Source organism: Acinetobacter sp. ANC_7654, from assembly GCF_056779855.1.
The window spans coordinates 254,155-270,527 of the sequence record NZ_JBWYIR010000001.1; the positions used below are offsets into that span (position 1 = coordinate 254,155).

At 40.1% G+C, this 16,373-nt stretch carries 19 protein-coding genes; 15 read left to right on the forward strand and 4 right to left on the reverse strand.

Going from position 1 to position 16,373, the window contains the following annotated elements; all coding sequences use genetic code 11:
• Positions 1-379 precede the first annotated feature (379 nt).
• The 3 genes from AC1M86_RS01230 to ruvB all read left to right on the forward strand — a co-directional run bounded on the left by AC1M86_RS01230 (position 380) and on the right by ruvB (position 3,463).
• Positions 380-1,720 (forward strand): deoxyguanosinetriphosphate triphosphohydrolase, encoded by a 1,341-nt coding sequence (locus AC1M86_RS01230; RefSeq protein WP_035265731.1) that lies wholly within the window; start codon positions 380-382, stop codon positions 1,718-1,720.
• Positions 1,721-1,841: 121 nt separating this feature from the next.
• Positions 1,842-2,444, forward strand: coding sequence for a Holliday junction branch migration protein RuvA (gene ruvA / locus AC1M86_RS01235; protein ID WP_481594236.1), 603 nt, complete (start codon positions 1,842-1,844; stop codon positions 2,442-2,444).
• An 11-nt stretch (positions 2,445-2,455) separates the two neighbouring features.
• Entirely contained in the window at positions 2,456-3,463 is a 1,008-nt protein-coding gene (gene ruvB / locus AC1M86_RS01240) for a Holliday junction branch migration DNA helicase RuvB (RefSeq protein ID WP_035265728.1), read from the forward strand.
• Between the two features lie 11 nt (positions 3,464-3,474).
• On the opposite strand, the gene AC1M86_RS01245 is transcribed toward ruvB, so the two are convergent.
• A complete protein-coding gene (locus AC1M86_RS01245; RefSeq protein WP_481607054.1) occupies positions 3,475-4,272 on the reverse strand; it encodes a hypothetical protein in 798 nt (265 codons plus the stop codon).
• A gap of 206 nt (positions 4,273-4,478) precedes the next feature.
• On the opposite strand from AC1M86_RS01245, the gene AC1M86_RS01250 reads away from it, so the two are divergent.
• Entirely contained in the window at positions 4,479-5,822 is a 1,344-nt protein-coding gene (locus tag AC1M86_RS01250) for an amidohydrolase (protein ID WP_481607055.1), read from the forward strand.
• A gap of 49 nt (positions 5,823-5,871) precedes the next feature.
• Here the strand turns inward: AC1M86_RS01250 and AC1M86_RS01255 are convergent, their stop codons facing one another.
• On the reverse strand, positions 5,872-7,098 hold the full coding sequence (locus AC1M86_RS01255; protein WP_481607056.1) for an acetamidase/formamidase family protein: 1,227 nt from the start codon (positions 7,096-7,098) through the stop codon (positions 5,872-5,874).
• Between the two features lie 262 nt (positions 7,099-7,360).
• Here AC1M86_RS01255 and ybgC point away from each other — a divergent pair, with 262 nt between their 5' ends.
• From ybgC to pal, 6 genes are all read left to right on the forward strand, one after another.
• Positions 7,361-7,768, forward strand: a complete 408-nt coding sequence (gene ybgC, locus AC1M86_RS01260) for a tol-pal system-associated acyl-CoA thioesterase (RefSeq protein WP_035265725.1) — start codon at positions 7,361-7,363, stop codon at positions 7,766-7,768.
• Positions 7,769-7,791: 23 nt separating this feature from the next.
• Complete coding sequence (gene tolQ, locus AC1M86_RS01265; RefSeq protein WP_179998400.1) at positions 7,792-8,490, forward strand: protein TolQ; 699 nt, start codon at positions 7,792-7,794, stop codon at positions 8,488-8,490.
• On the forward strand, positions 8,491-8,940 hold the full coding sequence (gene tolR, locus AC1M86_RS01270) for a protein TolR (RefSeq protein ID WP_092766076.1): 450 nt from the start codon (positions 8,491-8,493) through the stop codon (positions 8,938-8,940).
• Between the two features lie 3 nt (positions 8,941-8,943).
• Positions 8,944-10,209 carry a cell envelope integrity protein TolA gene (gene tolA / locus AC1M86_RS01275; RefSeq protein WP_481607057.1) on the forward strand — a complete coding sequence of 422 codons (1,266 nt, stop codon included), beginning with the start codon at positions 8,944-8,946 and terminating at the stop codon, positions 10,207-10,209.
• Between the two features lie 137 nt (positions 10,210-10,346).
• Positions 10,347-11,630, forward strand: coding sequence for a Tol-Pal system beta propeller repeat protein TolB (gene tolB / locus AC1M86_RS01280; protein ID WP_179998402.1), 1,284 nt, complete (start codon positions 10,347-10,349; stop codon positions 11,628-11,630).
• A 28-nt stretch (positions 11,631-11,658) separates the two neighbouring features.
• Positions 11,659-12,231 carry a peptidoglycan-associated lipoprotein Pal gene (gene pal, locus AC1M86_RS01285; protein WP_035265718.1) on the forward strand — a complete coding sequence of 191 codons (573 nt, stop codon included), beginning with the start codon at positions 11,659-11,661 and terminating at the stop codon, positions 12,229-12,231.
• A gap of 47 nt (positions 12,232-12,278) precedes the next feature.
• On the opposite strand, the gene AC1M86_RS01290 is transcribed toward pal, so the two are convergent.
• Entirely contained in the window at positions 12,279-12,464 is a 186-nt protein-coding gene (locus AC1M86_RS01290; RefSeq protein WP_035265716.1) for an NF038105 family protein, read from the reverse strand.
• Between the two features lie 172 nt (positions 12,465-12,636).
• Between AC1M86_RS01290 and AC1M86_RS01295 the strand changes: the two genes are divergently transcribed.
• The 5 genes from AC1M86_RS01295 to AC1M86_RS01315 all read left to right on the forward strand — a co-directional run bounded on the left by AC1M86_RS01295 (position 12,637) and on the right by AC1M86_RS01315 (position 15,929).
• Entirely contained in the window at positions 12,637-13,611 is a 975-nt protein-coding gene (locus AC1M86_RS01295) for a class 1 fructose-bisphosphatase (RefSeq protein ID WP_035265714.1), read from the forward strand.
• A gap of 50 nt (positions 13,612-13,661) precedes the next feature.
• On the forward strand, positions 13,662-14,438 hold the full coding sequence (locus AC1M86_RS01300) for a TrmH family RNA methyltransferase (RefSeq protein WP_481595542.1): 777 nt from the start codon (positions 13,662-13,664) through the stop codon (positions 14,436-14,438).
• A gap of 160 nt (positions 14,439-14,598) precedes the next feature.
• Positions 14,599-15,219: an RNA polymerase sigma factor gene (locus tag AC1M86_RS01305; protein ID WP_171260669.1), complete on the forward strand. Its 621-nt coding sequence runs from the start codon at positions 14,599-14,601 to the stop codon at positions 15,217-15,219.
• The gene (locus AC1M86_RS01310; RefSeq protein WP_092766070.1) at positions 15,209-15,535 is read left to right on the forward strand and encodes a hypothetical protein; all 327 of its coding nucleotides are present in this window, start codon (positions 15,209-15,211) and stop codon (positions 15,533-15,535) included. Before AC1M86_RS01305 ends, AC1M86_RS01310 begins: the two co-directional genes overlap by 11 nt.
• The gene (locus AC1M86_RS01315) at positions 15,525-15,929 is read left to right on the forward strand and encodes a DUF3106 domain-containing protein (protein WP_481607058.1); all 405 of its coding nucleotides are present in this window, start codon (positions 15,525-15,527) and stop codon (positions 15,927-15,929) included. Before AC1M86_RS01310 ends, AC1M86_RS01315 begins: the two co-directional genes overlap by 11 nt.
• Before the next feature lie 38 nt (positions 15,930-15,967).
• On the opposite strand, the gene rnk is transcribed toward AC1M86_RS01315, so the two are convergent.
• Positions 15,968-16,372: a nucleoside diphosphate kinase regulator gene (gene rnk, locus AC1M86_RS01320; RefSeq protein ID WP_481588470.1), complete on the reverse strand. Its 405-nt coding sequence runs from the start codon at positions 16,370-16,372 to the stop codon at positions 15,968-15,970.
• Position 16,373: the final 1 nt, after the last annotated feature.

Here is a 16,373-nt window from a genome sequence, read left to right on the forward strand (position 1 = left end):
AAATAGACAAATTTCAATAGCTTTATTGAAATGTTCTGCCAATCGTAGGATCAATTTGATCAACAATCGGCATAAAAAGTAGATACATTATGCATACTATCTCGATAAAAAATTATCGAACCGATGAGCATCCACGCATCATCTCATGATTGATATCTATCTTTATAATCAATTAGAGACTCTTATATGATTTCAGAGTGAATAAATTGAATTATATTAGGAAAATAACTCTTAAAATCAACATCTTAATACTCATTATTTAACTTGTTAAACTTTTCTGAAATGTATTTTCAATGCGCCAAATTATGTCGTGTCAGCATATATTTTTCACTATTTTTTTGGCATGATGGTTCCATACAGTAATGATGAATAATGATAAATGACTCAAATGCGTTGGCTGGAACTGTTATCAACAGTTCGATTTGGTAGTTCAAAACAAAATACAGAACAAGCACGTAGCCCCTTCCATAAAGATTACGATCGTATTATTTTTTCTCAGAGTTTTAGGCAACTTAACCGTAAAACTCAAGTTCACCCCCTGACTCAACATGATGGCATTCATACGCGTCTAACACATTCCCTTGAAGTTTCTTGCATCGGACGCTCTTTGGGAATGCTGGCAGCTGAAAAAATTCGTGATGAGTTACCTATGTGGATCTCTCCTGCAGATGTCGGTGCAATTATTCAAGCAGCTTGTCTTGCACACGATATTGGTAATCCCCCCTTTGGTCATGCAGGTGAATATGCGATTCGAGAATGGTTTGATGATGCATCACACGGCGATTTTTTATCGAGTTTAACCCCTGAACAGCAGGCCGATGTTCGCCAGTTTGAAGGCAATGCTCAAGGTCTTCGTTTACTCACGAAAATTGACTATCACCCTAATGACGGTGGAATGCGCCTCACTTACGCAACCTTAGGAGCTTACTTAAAGTACCCATGGCTTTCTAAAACCATTGACTCTCAGGGAAATACGCCTGCCAGTAAACGAGCTAAGTTTGGTTGCTATCAATCTGAAAAAGAAATTTTGCAACAAATTGGTCACCAATTAGGTCTTATACAATATGGTGAGTATCATTTCTGTCGCCATCCACTCACCTATTTACTCGAAGCTGCGGATGATATTTGTTATGCCCTGATCGATTTAGAAGATGGCATTATTCTTAACATGCTCAGCTATGAGCAAGTCGAACCTATTTTTTTAAATCTGCTCGGTGACTATGGCACGCCTGCTGAACTTGCAATGCCATACACCACGTGGCAACAAAAGATTGCAGCATTGCGTGGTCGTGTGATGAAACGCTTGGTTGATGAAGTCACTTCCGCTTTTGCTAAACATCATTTTGAAATTTTGTCAGGACAGCTTAAAGGTAGTTTACTCCAATATTGCTCGCCCGATATCGAAGCAGGAATTGATTGTGCAAAGAATTTAGCACGGGAGAAAATCTTTGAGCACCCTCAAAAATCTGGTTTAGAAATCATTGCACATCAAAGCTTACAGCACATACTAGATGCATTTATTCCACTTACAACACCAAACAAAATTCATAACTTTAAGGAAGGACGTTTACTGTCTATTATCTCAGGCTTAGGTGTTCGTTTTAGTGATGATCACTATGACAATATCATGCAAGTCTTAGATGTGATCTCAAAATTTTCAGATCATCAGGCTTATCATTTGGCACAGGAACTTCAAGGGAATAAAGTTGGATTTTTATAAAACTTAAATTTAGTGTTCAGGAAAAGAGCATAAAGTGTTTTTTGATTTTGCGTTCTGAAGCAATGAACACTACTATGCTGGCATAGTGAATTTAACATCGACAAATAAGTGAAATAATTGAATGATTGGATGTCTTATTGGTGAAGTGCTTGCTTTAGAAGCACCAACAGTTTTATTGAATGTAAATGGTGTTGGTTATGAGGTTGATACACCTCTCTCAACATTTTGCCAATTGCAGAAAGGACAAAAAGTCACTTTGTGGACGCACTTGGCTGTACGTGAAGATGCTCAATTACTGTATGGATTTTCCAACGCACAAGAAAAAAGTATTTTCCGCACTTTACTTAAAGTGAACGGCGTTGGTCCCAAAATGGCATTGGGTATTCTCTCAACACTCAGCGTAGACATGCTTATTCATACTGTTGAACATGAAGATGTAAACACTTTAGTCAAAGTTCCGGGTGTAGGCAAAAAGACCGCAGAGCGTTTAATGATTGAACTTCGAGATCGCTTTAAGGCGCTTGCAGCTCATCCATCCACATCCAATTCTACAACAGCGCAAATTCAGTTTACGGGTAACTCTGCTGTCGCTGAGGCTGAAGCTGCTTTACAGTCATTAGGTTACAAGCCACTAGAAGCGCAAAAGTTAGTCAATGCCGTCAAAGGTGATTTCACCGAGGCATCCGATATTATCCGTGCTGCTTTAAAATCGATGAATAAATAAGATCTCATATTATGCAAGACCGTATTATCAGTGGTTCTGAAAAACCAGAAGATCATTTTGATCGTGCCATTCGACCAACATCATTAGATGATTATATTGGTCAACCTGTTGTGCGTGAGCAGATGGAAATTTTCATTGGTGCAGCTCGTGGACGTGGTGAAGCTTTAGACCATACCTTGATTTTTGGTCCTCCGGGTTTAGGTAAAACCACACTTGCCAATATTATCGCGCGTGAAATGGGTGGCAATCTCAAATCCACCTCAGGTCCTGTGTTAGAGCGCGCTGGTGATTTGGCAGCAATGCTCACTAACTTAGAAGAAGGTGACGTTTTATTTATTGATGAGATTCACCGTCTCTCTCCAGTGATCGAGGAAATCCTTTATCCCGCGATGGAAGATTACCAACTGGATATTATGATTGGTGAAGGCCCTGCTGCGCGTTCAATTAAGTTGGATTTACCGCCATTCACTTTAGTCGCTGCGACTACTCGTGCCGGTTTACTGACCTCTCCGCTTCGAGATCGTTTTGGTATTGTCCAACGATTAGAGTTCTATTCGGTTGAAGATTTGACCCATATCGTGACTCGTTCTGCAAATCTGATGGATGTTCCAATCACAGAAGCTGGTTCGAAGGAAGTGGCTCGTCGTTCTCGTGGTACGCCTCGTATCGCAAACCGTTTACTGCGTCGTGTACGTGACTATGCTCAAGTGAAAGGTACAGGTGAGGTCACACAAGAAATGGCGCAACGTGCGCTTGATATGTTGAATGTGGACAAAGATGGTTTAGATACACTCGACCGCCGTTATTTATCCATGTTATTAGAACGTTTTGATGGTGGTCCTGCAGGTGTTGAAGCATTAGCAGCGGCTATGGCAGAAGATTCAGGCACGCTGGAAGATGTGATCGAACCTTATTTAATTCAGCAAGGTTATGTGATGCGTACTGCTCGTGGTCGTATTGCGACGAATCAGGCATATTTACAGTTTGGGATGACACCACCTGAGCCGAAAGAAAAGTGATGAAAAGCAGCTTAGGCTGCTTTTTTCTGATTTGAGATAACTTTCATCTGTTTGCTAATCCTTCTCTTGATTTTAGATACTGCTTGTAAGATTGTTTTCTCGTTACATTCTTCTATCTCTTCAACTGATAAGCATTTATTCAATAAACCTAAGAATTTTTTCGAAGCTTTCTTATGATTACCTAATGTTTCAGGAACATCTCCTTCATCTAACTCTTTCCTTTTATCAAAAAATAACTCATTAAAAGTGTCACCGAATAAAATTAACTCTTTATGACTTGGTTCTATATCCTCATCAAGAATTTGAGCTAACTTATGGAAAGATAAAATTGCTTTAGAATGTAATGCTTTAATATTACTTAAAGCCCTTACAGACAAGATACTGAGCGATGTTCTGTTTGTTTTATCCATTTCAAAATATTCTTGCTCATACATTTCTGTTTCATAAATCAACTCAGTAATTGCCGCTAAATAATCAGATGAAAACTCTCTAAATAAATTATTCCATTCTTGTTTTCTTTTCCATTCAAACTCAAGTTCAAGACGATTATTTTGACTCTCTATTAACTCTCTGTTCGCTTTTATCTGTTGCTTTGTGGACATATATACAATGAATGCTGTCACGATAAATGATAATCCAGTAATCCAAATCGCTGTGGTATCAGTCGAACTTACATTCAAATCCAAAGGTATTTTCTGAGTCTCAGGATCAACTAGGATATTCGCAGTATATAAAGGCTGTTGTGGCACAGTCCACGGAAGTTGAATCATGACATCTTGATTATGCTTAAGTTCTTCTTCAACGCCCATCAGCTCCCCCACAACTATTAAAATAATTATTTAAAATGAATAATTTACAAATAATAACAACTTTAAATCTATGGATAAAGCATTAAAAATCAAAGCTTCATAGTTACTATACTTTTCATGTATTTTGATATACCTGTTAAGTTTTGCAACCATCAGAAGTGAATGAGAAGCTCCTAAAACTTTTGGATTTTTAGGACATTGAGTTCATGATCTCACTTAGGCTATTTTCTGCTTGTACTATCTTACCCCTTTGTTCAACCTTGAGTTTTGCAGATTGGGTTGATGACGGTGTAAACGCGGTTGAACAACATACCATCAAATTAAGACAGCACATTCACCAACATCCCGAACTCGGCAATAGGGAATTTAAAACCTCGGCTCTGGTTCAAAAAGAATTAAAAAAATATGGAATTGAAGTCCGCACAGGCTATGCCAAAACAGGTGTAATCGGAATTCTTAAAGGTGCAAAACCTGGCCCAGTGATGGCATTACGTGCAGATATGGATGCATTACCTATCGAGGAAAAAACAGGACTTTCTTTTGCGAGTAAAGCAAAGGCAACCTATCAAGGTAAAGAAACGCCAGTGATGCATGCCTGTGGACATGATGCTCACACAGCAATGTTACTCGGCGCTGCAAAAGTGCTTTCGGAAAATAAAGATAAAATTGCAGGTACTGTTGTGTTTGTCTTCCAACCAGCTGAAGAAGGTGGAGCAGATATTGATAACTTTAGCCATGGCGATCAAATTGGTTCACGTAAGATGATTGCAGATGGGGCTTTAAAAAATCCTAAGCCTGAAGTGATCTTCGGTATGCATGTTATGGCAGGTATGCCTAGTGGTCATATTTTTTATAAAGATGGCACTATTTTAAACAGTGCAGATCACTTGCGCATTCAGGTCAGTGGAAAACAAGTTCATGGTTCTATGCCATGGCTTGGACGCGATCCCATTTACGCTTCATCTCAAATGATTAGTAATATGCAGAGTTTGATCAGCCGTCGTGCAGATTTAACCAAAGGTATGGGGGCAATCAGTATCGGCAGTATCCAAGGTGGAACGGTAGGAAATGTGATACCAGAGCAAGTCAATATGGTTGGCACGATTCGATCAAATAATGAAGAGGTCCGCCAGAATATTCTCAAGGATTTACCGAAATTGATCGAACATAATGCTCATGCAAATGACGTAAAAGCCAAAGTAGAAATTGCCGCTTATGCCCCCGTCACCACGAACGACAAAACGCTAACTCAACTCATCGCGCCATCACTTGCGAAAGTTCACGGTGAAGATAAATTACATGTGCTTGAAAACAATGCAAGCGCAAGTGAAGACTTTGCCTATTATGGTCAACTTATGCCTTCATTGTTCATTTTCATTGGTGCAACACCTCAAGATCAAGAGATGAGTAAGGCTGCACCCAATCATAACCCTCAATTTATTGTAGATGATGCGACATTAAAAACTGGCGTTGAAAGCCACATTCGTTTTGTGATGGACTATCCGACTATTGCACAACAAGTTCAACAAGATTGGAATAACAAATCTTAAGCATCATAAAAAAAATCCTCCTTGATGGAGGATTTTTTATTTCAAAAATTTATTTCTGCTCGATGAACTCTTTAAAATCTGCTTTACGAATCATCGCATGGATGCCTTTTGTTTTATCTACAACTTGAGAAACTTCGAAATCAGTCGCCGCACTGAGATAAGCATATGCAATTTCTTCACTTATGCCATATTCATTTACTAAGAAATTGATTGCTTCACGCGTAGATTTACGCATTGCTTCATCCAAATCTTTATCTAAGCCAGGTGTAATCCAAAATTGATCATTTTCACCTAATGGCTGAGAAAGTTGCTTACCTGGAATATGATCTTTACCCGCTTTTAACACACTAATTTTAAACGTTGCACGCGCTGAACCTTCTAAAGCAGTTAATGCAACTTCACCATCACCTTGAACAAAATGACTATCACCTGTGTAGAATAATGCACCTGGAACTTGAACAGGATAAAAAGCGGTTGCCCCAGCAGTTAAATCATTAATATCAATATTTCCACCATAAAATGAGGGTGGAACTGAGTGAACAGGTTCGCTGGTATTTGGTGCAACACCCATTGTACCCATAAACGGATTTAATGGAAAACGAATCGCTTTACCAGATTCTGTTTGAATCACCCCCTCCCATACACCCTCTTTATTTTGCGCAATGGGTGTAAATACTGAAACATTACCATAAGCATCGGGATTTTCTGGCGAAGCATGATCCTGTTTTTGTCGTTTAGGGAATTCAGGCAATGTACCTTTACCATGGCGGTTCGAAATAACACCATAAGGAACACGTGGTTCTATTTTCAATATTTCAACTTTAAGCACGTCTCCCGGCATTGCACCTTCAACGTAGATCGGACCAGTAATAATGTGTGGACCATCTTTATGGAAATCATGCTTTAAATTAGAGCGGGTGATCAATTTCGCTTCATCTAAAATGTGCTCTTTTTTAACACCTTTAGATGTAAAGTATTTTTCAGCATCACGCCCTTGATCCTCTAATAAACCTTCATGTGACACTGTATCAAAAGTCACATGACTCCCCGATGGAACCGTTAAAACTGGCTTAGCATCTTTATTCGGTAGATAACCCCATTGAATAGTATTGAGTGTGCTTGGAATATAATAGTGTCCAGCATATTCCCCTTTTTTTAGTAAAGTTGGCTTGCTTTCAATCTGTTTTAAAATTTTAAAATCTTCAGCCAAACTCATGGTCGAAAGGCTTAATATCGATGTAGCAATCGAAATCGATAAAGCTAACTTTTTTAACATACACCCAAATCCAACTATAAATTTCATGTGAAATTATTTAAGCAAGCCCTATGCCAAACATGAATAAAATTCAATTAGATCTGCATTTTCATCTTAAAATATTTCGCCCAATCTACAGCTATTTTTGAAATCTTGTGCCATTGGTCTGTAAAAATGGAGTGCTAAACTTCAAGCCTTTCAAACATTGTATCAATCAGCGTTTCGCATTCTTTGTCAAGAATGTTGCAAAACACTGGACTATTTAAAGTAATGGAACACCTGTATGGCGAACAAATTTGAATTTCAAATCCGAGTGTATATTGAAGATACAGATGCAGGAGGCATTGTTTATCATGCCAATCATATTCGCTTTATGGAACGCGCACGTACAGAATGGTTACGCGCTTCAGGGATTTCACATTACTGGCATCAAAAAGATTACAACTTTGTCGTGCATAAATTAGCGCTTAAATATTCACGTCCAATATTAATGGATGACTTAATTACTGTTACAGCAAGTGTAGTTTCGTGTAAAGCAACGTCTTTTGTATTGCAACAAAATATTTATCGTGGTGAAATCATGCTAGCTTCAGGGGAAGTAGAATTGGCGTGTATTAGCGCTGAAATGAAACCGCTGAGAATTCCAAATGAAATCCGTGATCTAATCGAAAAAGAATTAGCCCACGCATAAAAATATGATTGGCACATGTAACTATGGCAACACAACTCGAATCTTCACTTCACGTCACAGATTTAATTCTTCAAGCGAGTCCAGTCGTACAACTGGTCATGCTGGTGTTGGTACTAGCTTCACTCTTTAGCTGGTACCTTATTGCCAAGTTACATATGACGTTTAAAAAAGCTCGCCAAGGTGATGATCATTTTCAAAAGATTTTTTGGTCTGGTGCTGAACTCAACACTTTATATAACAATGCACAAGTCAACTCTAAGCGTGAAGGCTTGGAAGATGTTTTTTATCTTGGTTTTGCAGAGTTTCTCAAACTCAAAAAAACCAAAGCTGAAACAGCACAAGTCATTGATGGCACAGAGCGTATTCTTGGGGTGGGTTTAAGCCGAGATCAGAGCCGTATGGAACAAGGCCTCAGTGCACTTGCCAGTATTGGTTCGGTTGCGCCCTATGTTGGTTTATTTGGTACAGTCTGGGGCATTATGAATGCTTTTATCGGCTTAGCCCAAGTCGATCAAGTGACGCTAGCAACTGTCGCACCAGGTATCGCGGAAGCCCTCATTGCGACTGCTATTGGTTTATTTGCTGCGATTCCTGCAGTACTTGCATTCAACCACTATACGGCCAAAAGTGAAGAAATTTACTCAGATCGTTCCTTGTTTGCTGAAGAAATGGTGGCGCTTTTACAACGTCGTTCTGTGGGTTCTACACAGGAAGCTGAATAAATGGCCGTTCGTCGTTCAGGGCGTTTCCAACGCATCAAAAAGCCACTTAACAGTGACATGAATGTAGTTCCTTATATTGATGTCATGTTAGTACTTTTAGTGATTTTTATGGTGACCGCACCAATGATCACAAGTGGCATAAAAGTTGATTTACCTGAAGCAAACAGTGTACCGATTGAATCTAAGGATGCACCAGCTATGGTGACTTTAGATCAACAAGGACAATACTTTTTAGAATACAAGGGTAGCCAACCAAGTCCACTGAGCTTGCAGGAATTACAACAGACACTCCGTGATGCACAACAAACTGCTGAACGTGAGAATAAACAATTTAGTGTCGTCATCAATGGTCATAATACTCGACCTTATGGTGAGGTGATGACGCTCATGTCAAACTTACAAGATGCAGGGATCAATCAAGTTGGCTTGCTGACCAAACCAATTCAATAAGCTATGAAAGAATCTAACTCTCGCTTTTCAAAAGAAAAGAAAATTGCAATCGGATTCACTGTTGCGGTCCATGTGATTGCGATCACAGGCTTATTGTTCCTTGGGTTGACTCAACCTCCTGAGCCAACTAAAACTGTTAAAACAGTTTTAGTTAAACCTGAAGATCTGGTACCACCTGAACCCACACCATTGGTTGAATCTGATCACTCAGATACAGCGCACCAGAACGTTCAAGAAAATGTTCAACAGACCAATGAGCCGATTAAAAATGCTCCTGTGATTCCTGTTGCGCCTCCTGTATCTCCTCCAACTCAACCAAAAGCCGAAGAGCCAAAATCCGACCGTAAAGCTGAGCAAGTGGCAGCGGTTAAAGCTCAACAAGAAGCCGAACGTAAAGCTGCGGTTGAAGCACAACGTAAAGCGACTCAAGAAGCGAATCGGAAAGCTAAAGCTGAGGCCGATGCTAAAGCTAAACAAGAGACCGCTCAAAAAGCCAAAGCAGCTGAGCAAAGCGCAAAACAGGAACAACAACAAAAGGCGAAAGCTGATGCGGCTTTAAAAGCGAAACAAGAAGCTGATCGAAAAGCTAAAGCTGAGGCAACTCAAGCCAAAGCTAAGCAAGAAGCTGATCGGAAAGCTAAGGCGGAGGCCGATGCTAAAGCCAAACAAGAAGCCGACCGGAAAGCCAAAGCTGCTGCTGAAGTCAAAGCAAAACAAGATGCTGATCGTAAAGCTAAAGCGGAAGCAGATGCTAAAGCCAAACAAGAAGCCGACCGGAAAGCTAAAGCTGCTGCTGAAACCAAAGCAAAACAAGATGCTGATCGTAAAGCTAAGGCTGCAGCTGATGCCAAAGCTAAAGCGGAAGCTGATGCGAAAGCTCGTCAGGAAGCACAAAGAAAAGCGGATGCCGAAGCCAGAGAACGTGCCGAAGCTGAAGCTCGAGAATCTGCCGCTGAAAAAGCTAGACAAGAAGCAGCCAACAAAAAAGCTGAATCTAAACGCATCGCTTCTTCAGCAAAAAGAGACTTTGAGCAAAAAATTAAAGGTGCTTGGAGAATGCCAATAGGCTCTTCAGGTCAAAAAGCGACAGCACGCGTGACATTATCTGACAGTGGTTCTGTGACTTCAGTCATCGTCAATGCATCAGATCCAGATGTCAAAGCCAGTGTTGAACAGGCTGTTCGTGCAGCAGCACCATATCCGATGCCATCCGATCCTGATGCAAGGCGTGAAGCTCGTAGTTTCACTTCTTCATTCACCGTGAAATAATAAAAAACCTTTCGATTCGTCGAAAGGTTTTTTTATGAATTGCGGATAATTACACGCTTTATATAGATTCGGTACGGAGCTATATGCTAAAAAGCTAGAATATTCGAAAAATTAGTATCTTGAGTACGTGACCTCTCATGAAAATGATCTCAAAACATCTTCTCGGTTTAGCAATTTTGGCAGCATTTAGCCCTGCCCTCATTACGACCTCTTATGCACAGCTTCATCTTGAAATTGCTAAAGCACCTGAAGAAGCACCAAAAATTGCTATCGTGCCATTCGTAGGTGATCAACGCTTATACCCTGTTGTAGAGCAAGATTTAAACCGTTCAGGTCGCTTTACCAGTTCATCTAAAAATTTACCTGCAACAGCAACCATCAATCAAGCCAATGGTGCTGCTTGGCAATCTGCAGGCGTACCTTATGTTGTGAATGGTGAAGTTAAAACCAATCCTGATGGCTCACTGGCTGTTCATTACCAACTCTATGATGTCCAAAAACAACAATATTTGCTCAATGAACTATTAACTGTACCACCATCGCGAATTCGATCTGCAGCACATATGATCAGTGATGCGATTTACCAAGCATTAACAGGTATTCCTGGTGACTTTAGTGGTCGCATCGCTTATGTTTTGCGAAATCCTGCGACTCCTGATAATCGCTATACTTTACAAATCGCAGATACGGACGGCGAACAACCACGTACTGTATTGAGTTCGCGCGATCCAATTTTATCCCCTGCTTGGACACCTGATGGCAAAAAAATCGCTTATGTTTCATTCGAAACTAAACGTCCAGCGATCTATGTTCAAGATTTAGCGACTGGACAACGTGAAAAATTAGCTGGCTTCCGTGGCTTAAACGGTGCGCCAAGTTTTTCCCCAGATGGTAAAAGCATGTTGTTCACTGCTTCAATGCATGACAACCCTGAAATTTATCAAATGGATTTAAATACGCGCCAAGTGAAGCGTATGACAAATAATACAGCAATTGATACAGAAGCTCGCTATACCCCAGATGGTAAAGGTTTTATCTTTACCTCAGACCGTGGTGGTTCAGCACAGATCTATCATTACACGTTTGCTGATGGTTCAACAAAACGTTTGACTTTCCGCGGAGCATTCAACGCACGTGGCAGTTTAAGTGCCGATGGTAAATATGTTGCTTTAGTACATCGCCCTTCAGGTAGCAACTATAAGGTAGCAATTCAGGAAATCTCCACTGGGATCACGAACATATTAACGCCAACCAGTTTAGATGAATCACCAAGCTTTTCACCAAATGGTCAAATGGTCGTATATGCGACACGTGAAGGCAGCCGTGGATTGTTATCGATTATGTCTACAGACGGCCGCTTCCGCATGAATTTACCTAGCGAGCAAGGTGAAGTTCGTGAACCTGCTTGGGCACCTAAATAATCGAATTTAATCTTTCAAGGAGATGAACATGAACGCGATTAAAACGTTTGCTCTTCCACTCATTGCTGTAAGTTTAGTAATGACGGGTTGCGCAAGCCGTAAACCAGCAACTACAGATACCACTACGATGACACCACCATCAACGTCCACCTCTGTAAATACGACTGGTCTCAGTGAAGATGCAGCATTAAATGCTCAAAACTTAACGGGTGCTTCTGCTAAAGGGGTAACTGAAGCCAATAAAGCTTTCTTGGCTAAACGTGTTGTTCACTTTGATTATGACAGCAGTGAGCTATCTACTGAGGACTATCAAACCCTCCAAGCACATGCACAATTTTTATTGGCAAATGCAAACTCTAAAATCGCATTAACTGGTCATACCGATGAACGTGGAACGCGTGAATACAATATGGCTTTGGGTGAGCGACGTGCCAAAGCAGTTGAAAGTTATTTGGTTACAAATGGTGTAAATCCAAACCAACTCGAAGCTGTGAGTTATGGTAAAGAAATGCCAATTAATACAGGTAACAATGAAGCTGCGTGGAAAGAAAACCGTCGTGTAGAACTCAATTATGAAGCAGTGCCACCACTTCTTCGCTAATGAATGCAAAAAAAGCGCTCAATTCGAGCGCTTTTTTTATATCAGGTTTAAGACCTTTGCGAGTCTGGCATGGGCACTTGCATAGACTCAATCATGTCATGCTTATTAAACTCTTTATATTCAGGTTTAGCCTCGTACTGTTTCCATGCTTCCTTGGAACTCTCTGAACTAATTTCGTTTAAGTCGATTGCCTCACCTGGCGTTGGAGTTGCTTCAAACTTTTGAATGCTCATTTTAAAGCTCCTTTTAAAATCATCCTCCTACCAACATACCATGTTCTAAAACTCTGGCAAGTGCAAAATCACCACAAATAACGCAGGATAATTTCTATTTTGCACTGAACTCATCTAAAATAGCCCAAGATCCAAATTTTATTCTTTTAAAGCTTTTAGGAGCGTCCTTGTAATGTCATACCTCACCTTGTCACAATATCTTGCACAACAACAAGGAAATCTAACGCCTGAACTCTCTAATGTGATTGAAACAATTGCTGAAACGTGTAAAACCATCGATTCAGCATTGCAAAAGGGTGCCTTAGCGGGTGTATTAGGTAGTGCTGGTAATGAAAATGTACAAGGTGAAGCACAAAAAAAATTAGATGTTATTTCAAATGACTATTTAATTGATGCGCTAAAAAACAACGCAAATGTAGGCGGTTTAGCTTCTGAAGAACTCGATGAGTTTACACCAGCACAAGAGAACGGTAAGTATTTAGTTTTATTTGACCCACTAGATGGCTCAAGTAATATCGATATCAATATGTGTGTTGGCACAATCTTCTCTATCCTGCCTGCCAAAAATTCAGTGACACAAGCAGAAGATTTCCTTCAAGCAGGCACTGAACAAGTCGCAGCTGGTTATGTGTTATATGGCCCATCAACTATGATGGCATTAACCGTTGGTGCAGGTACTGTTTTCTTTACATTTGATCCAGAATCAAAAACATTCCTGTTGACGACTGAAAATATCCAAGTGGATGCCGATACAAAAGAATACGCCATTAATGCTTCAAACCAACGTCATTGGGAAGAACCTGTTCAACGCTATATTGGTGAGCTACAAGCGGGTAAAACATCTGTACGTGAAAAAGACTTTAATATGCGTTGGGTTGCCTGCATGGTTGGTGATATCCACCGTATTCTTTGCCGTAGTGGGATCTTCTTATACCCTTACGATACCAAAGATCCTAAGAAAGCAGGTCGTCTACGTCTTATGTATGAAGCAAATCCAATGAGTATGCTCATGGAACAAGCAGGTGGTGCTTCGACAACAGGTCGCGTGCGTATTATGGAAATCCAACCGACTGAACTTCACCAACGTGTACCAGTCGTTATTGGTTCAAAAAATGAAGTTGAGCTTGTTACTGCTTATCATCAATAATTTTACAATTGAGAGCCTATTGATTTAGGCTCTCATGGAAGTCAAACTGAATGGCCATTATCTTTTTAGAATCTAAAGACAACCCGAAAATTAAACATTTACGTGGTTTAATTGATCAAAATAGTTACCGTAAAAAGCAAGGCCAAACTGTTCTTGAAGGCACACATTTGTGCTTAGCTTGGTTAGAAAAAAATCGTAAGCTGAATTCGATTTTTACCACTGAAAAAGCAATGGAACACGCCGATTTTGACGAAATCGCACAACACTATACAGGTTCAGTGTTTGTTATTAGTGAATCACTCTATAAAGACATTAGCACGCTAGGAACCACCTTAGCATGTTTAGCGATTGTAGATTTACCAACTCAACGTGATGCTCTAGATTACACTCAAGACACTTTAATTCTTGAAAATGTTCAAGATCCAGGCAATGTGGGTACATTACTTCGTTCAGCTGCGGCTGCAGGTATTGAACAAGTTGTTTGCACCAAAGGTTCAGCATCTTTGTGGTCTCCTCGCGTATTACGAGCAGGAATGGGTGCGCACTTTTCATTAAAAACCTATGAAAACGTTGCGCTTGAAGATGTGCTGTCTCAATTCAAAATTCCCGTGTATGTCACGAGCTCACATGAATCAGAAAGTTTATATGCAAAAGACTTAACTCAAGCTTGCGTATGGGTACTGGGCAATGAAGGTCAAGGCGTTTCGGAATATGCCCTAGCACATGCTTCAGCAATTACCATTCCCCAACCGGGTGGTCAAGAATCATTAAACGTTGCAGTTGCCGGATCGATTTGTTTCTTTGAAATGGTACGCCAACGGATATGATTCGTTAAAATATATTAACGAAGTCACTGAAAATAAAAAAATCTATTAAACTGCTAAAAAATAGTTGCTTAGATTGTCAACCTACCATTATGTTTTGACGTTATATAAGTAACGATTAGAAAATAATGGTGGGTACCCAATGACGGGATTTTCCATCTCTATGGATTTAGCACCAAAAAAAGTCAAGCCTGAAGATTCGAGTGTTCTTTTGAATACGGCCGAACAACGTCTTAAATATTTTATGCAAGACGTCACTGGGCGTGCATTGGTGATGATGGAAAGTGCAACTCAAGGACACAATGGCATTGCCATGGATTTAGTCCAAGAAGCTTTTATATCTTTGCATAAATCTTATGCTGATAAATCCACTGCAGAGTGGTATCCCCTTTTCTATACCATTTTAAATAACAAACTTCAGGATTGGCGTCGTAAAGAATCTCGACGGGCTTTTCCATTCTCGTTATTTAAAAAAAATAACCACGATGAAGATGATGACGAAACCATCAATATTGTGGATGAATCAACACCTAATCCGCTGCAATTTCTTGCACAAGAGATGGCTGTTGAGGAGATTCAAAATGCAATTTCTAAGTTACCTGTTCGCCAACAACAAGCATTTATGTTGAGAGCATGGGAAGGGTTTGATACACAAACCACAGCCGAAATCATGAATTGTTCAGAAGGCAGTGTAAAGACCCATTACCATCGAGCTATACAGGGCTTAAGATCTGCTTTGTCTCACTTAAACCCAAATGACGGGGGATCATCGGATGAATCATGATGAATTTACCAAACAAGTGACTGAAAAATTGAATGTACTGGCATCACAACATCGCAATAAAGCGGTCGTGATGGAGCATGTACTCGATGAGATTAAAGACAAACCGTTATTTTCTCAGTTGATGACTTGGAAAGTTACTGGTTTTGCATTAGCAGCCGCGATCACAGGATTTGTGGTACTTCCAAATGCATTTGATTTGGAAGAAGCTCCAAGCCCACAACAAGTGATTGTCACCCCTAAACTTTCTCCGCAAATGATGGAAGATCTAGAAATGTTATCTGTTTTTGGTGAGGATAAATCAGCTCATGGCAGCTAAAGGCTTAGCGATTGCACTCTGCACATTAGGTTTTTTACAAACCAGTTTTGCAGGCTATGAACGTTTTTGGATCTTCTCGAAAGACAATAATTCTGAACTTAATGAATCTTGGGAATCGCTTTCTGAAGAAGAACAAAAAGCACTGATTAAACGCTATCAAAATTTGAAAGAAATTCCTGAAGAGCAAAGTGTTGTTCTACAACAAAGAATGGATTGGTTTACTAAACTGCCTGAACAAGAAAAAATACAAATGCGCGAAACTTGGCAACAGATGAGCTCAAGTGAACGAAATGATTTGCGTAAAAAAATGATGAACGCGACGACTGCCGAGCAGCGCAGGGAAATACGCGAAACTTATATAAATAAATATATACAACAAACCACGATGAAATAATAAACTTTAAAGCCTCCACAAGAGGCTTTATTTTTTAGTTAAAGATATATACCCTCACGTTCAGGCTGATAGAGCACTTTATCAATTTTCACTTTCATTGTTTGCCCATCAGGCTGAGGCCATTCAATTTCTTGTCCTTCCGCCAAACCTAGGATTGCTGCACCAATAGGTGCAATCACATTAACCTGCCCCTTTTCACCTTTAAAGTCATGGGGATATACCAGCACAATCTCTGTAGATTCAGTGGACGGTGCAACCGTTATCAGCACTCTAGCATTCATCGTTACTACATTGGCAGGGATATCTTTAGGCTGTACGACTTCAGCACGAGCCAACTCATTTTCTAAATGCTCCATCGTTGGAGTTACCTGCTTCTGATGTTCCAACATGGTTTCTAAACGATTTAAATCCTGTTCAGAAATAATAATATTTGGATGGCTCATT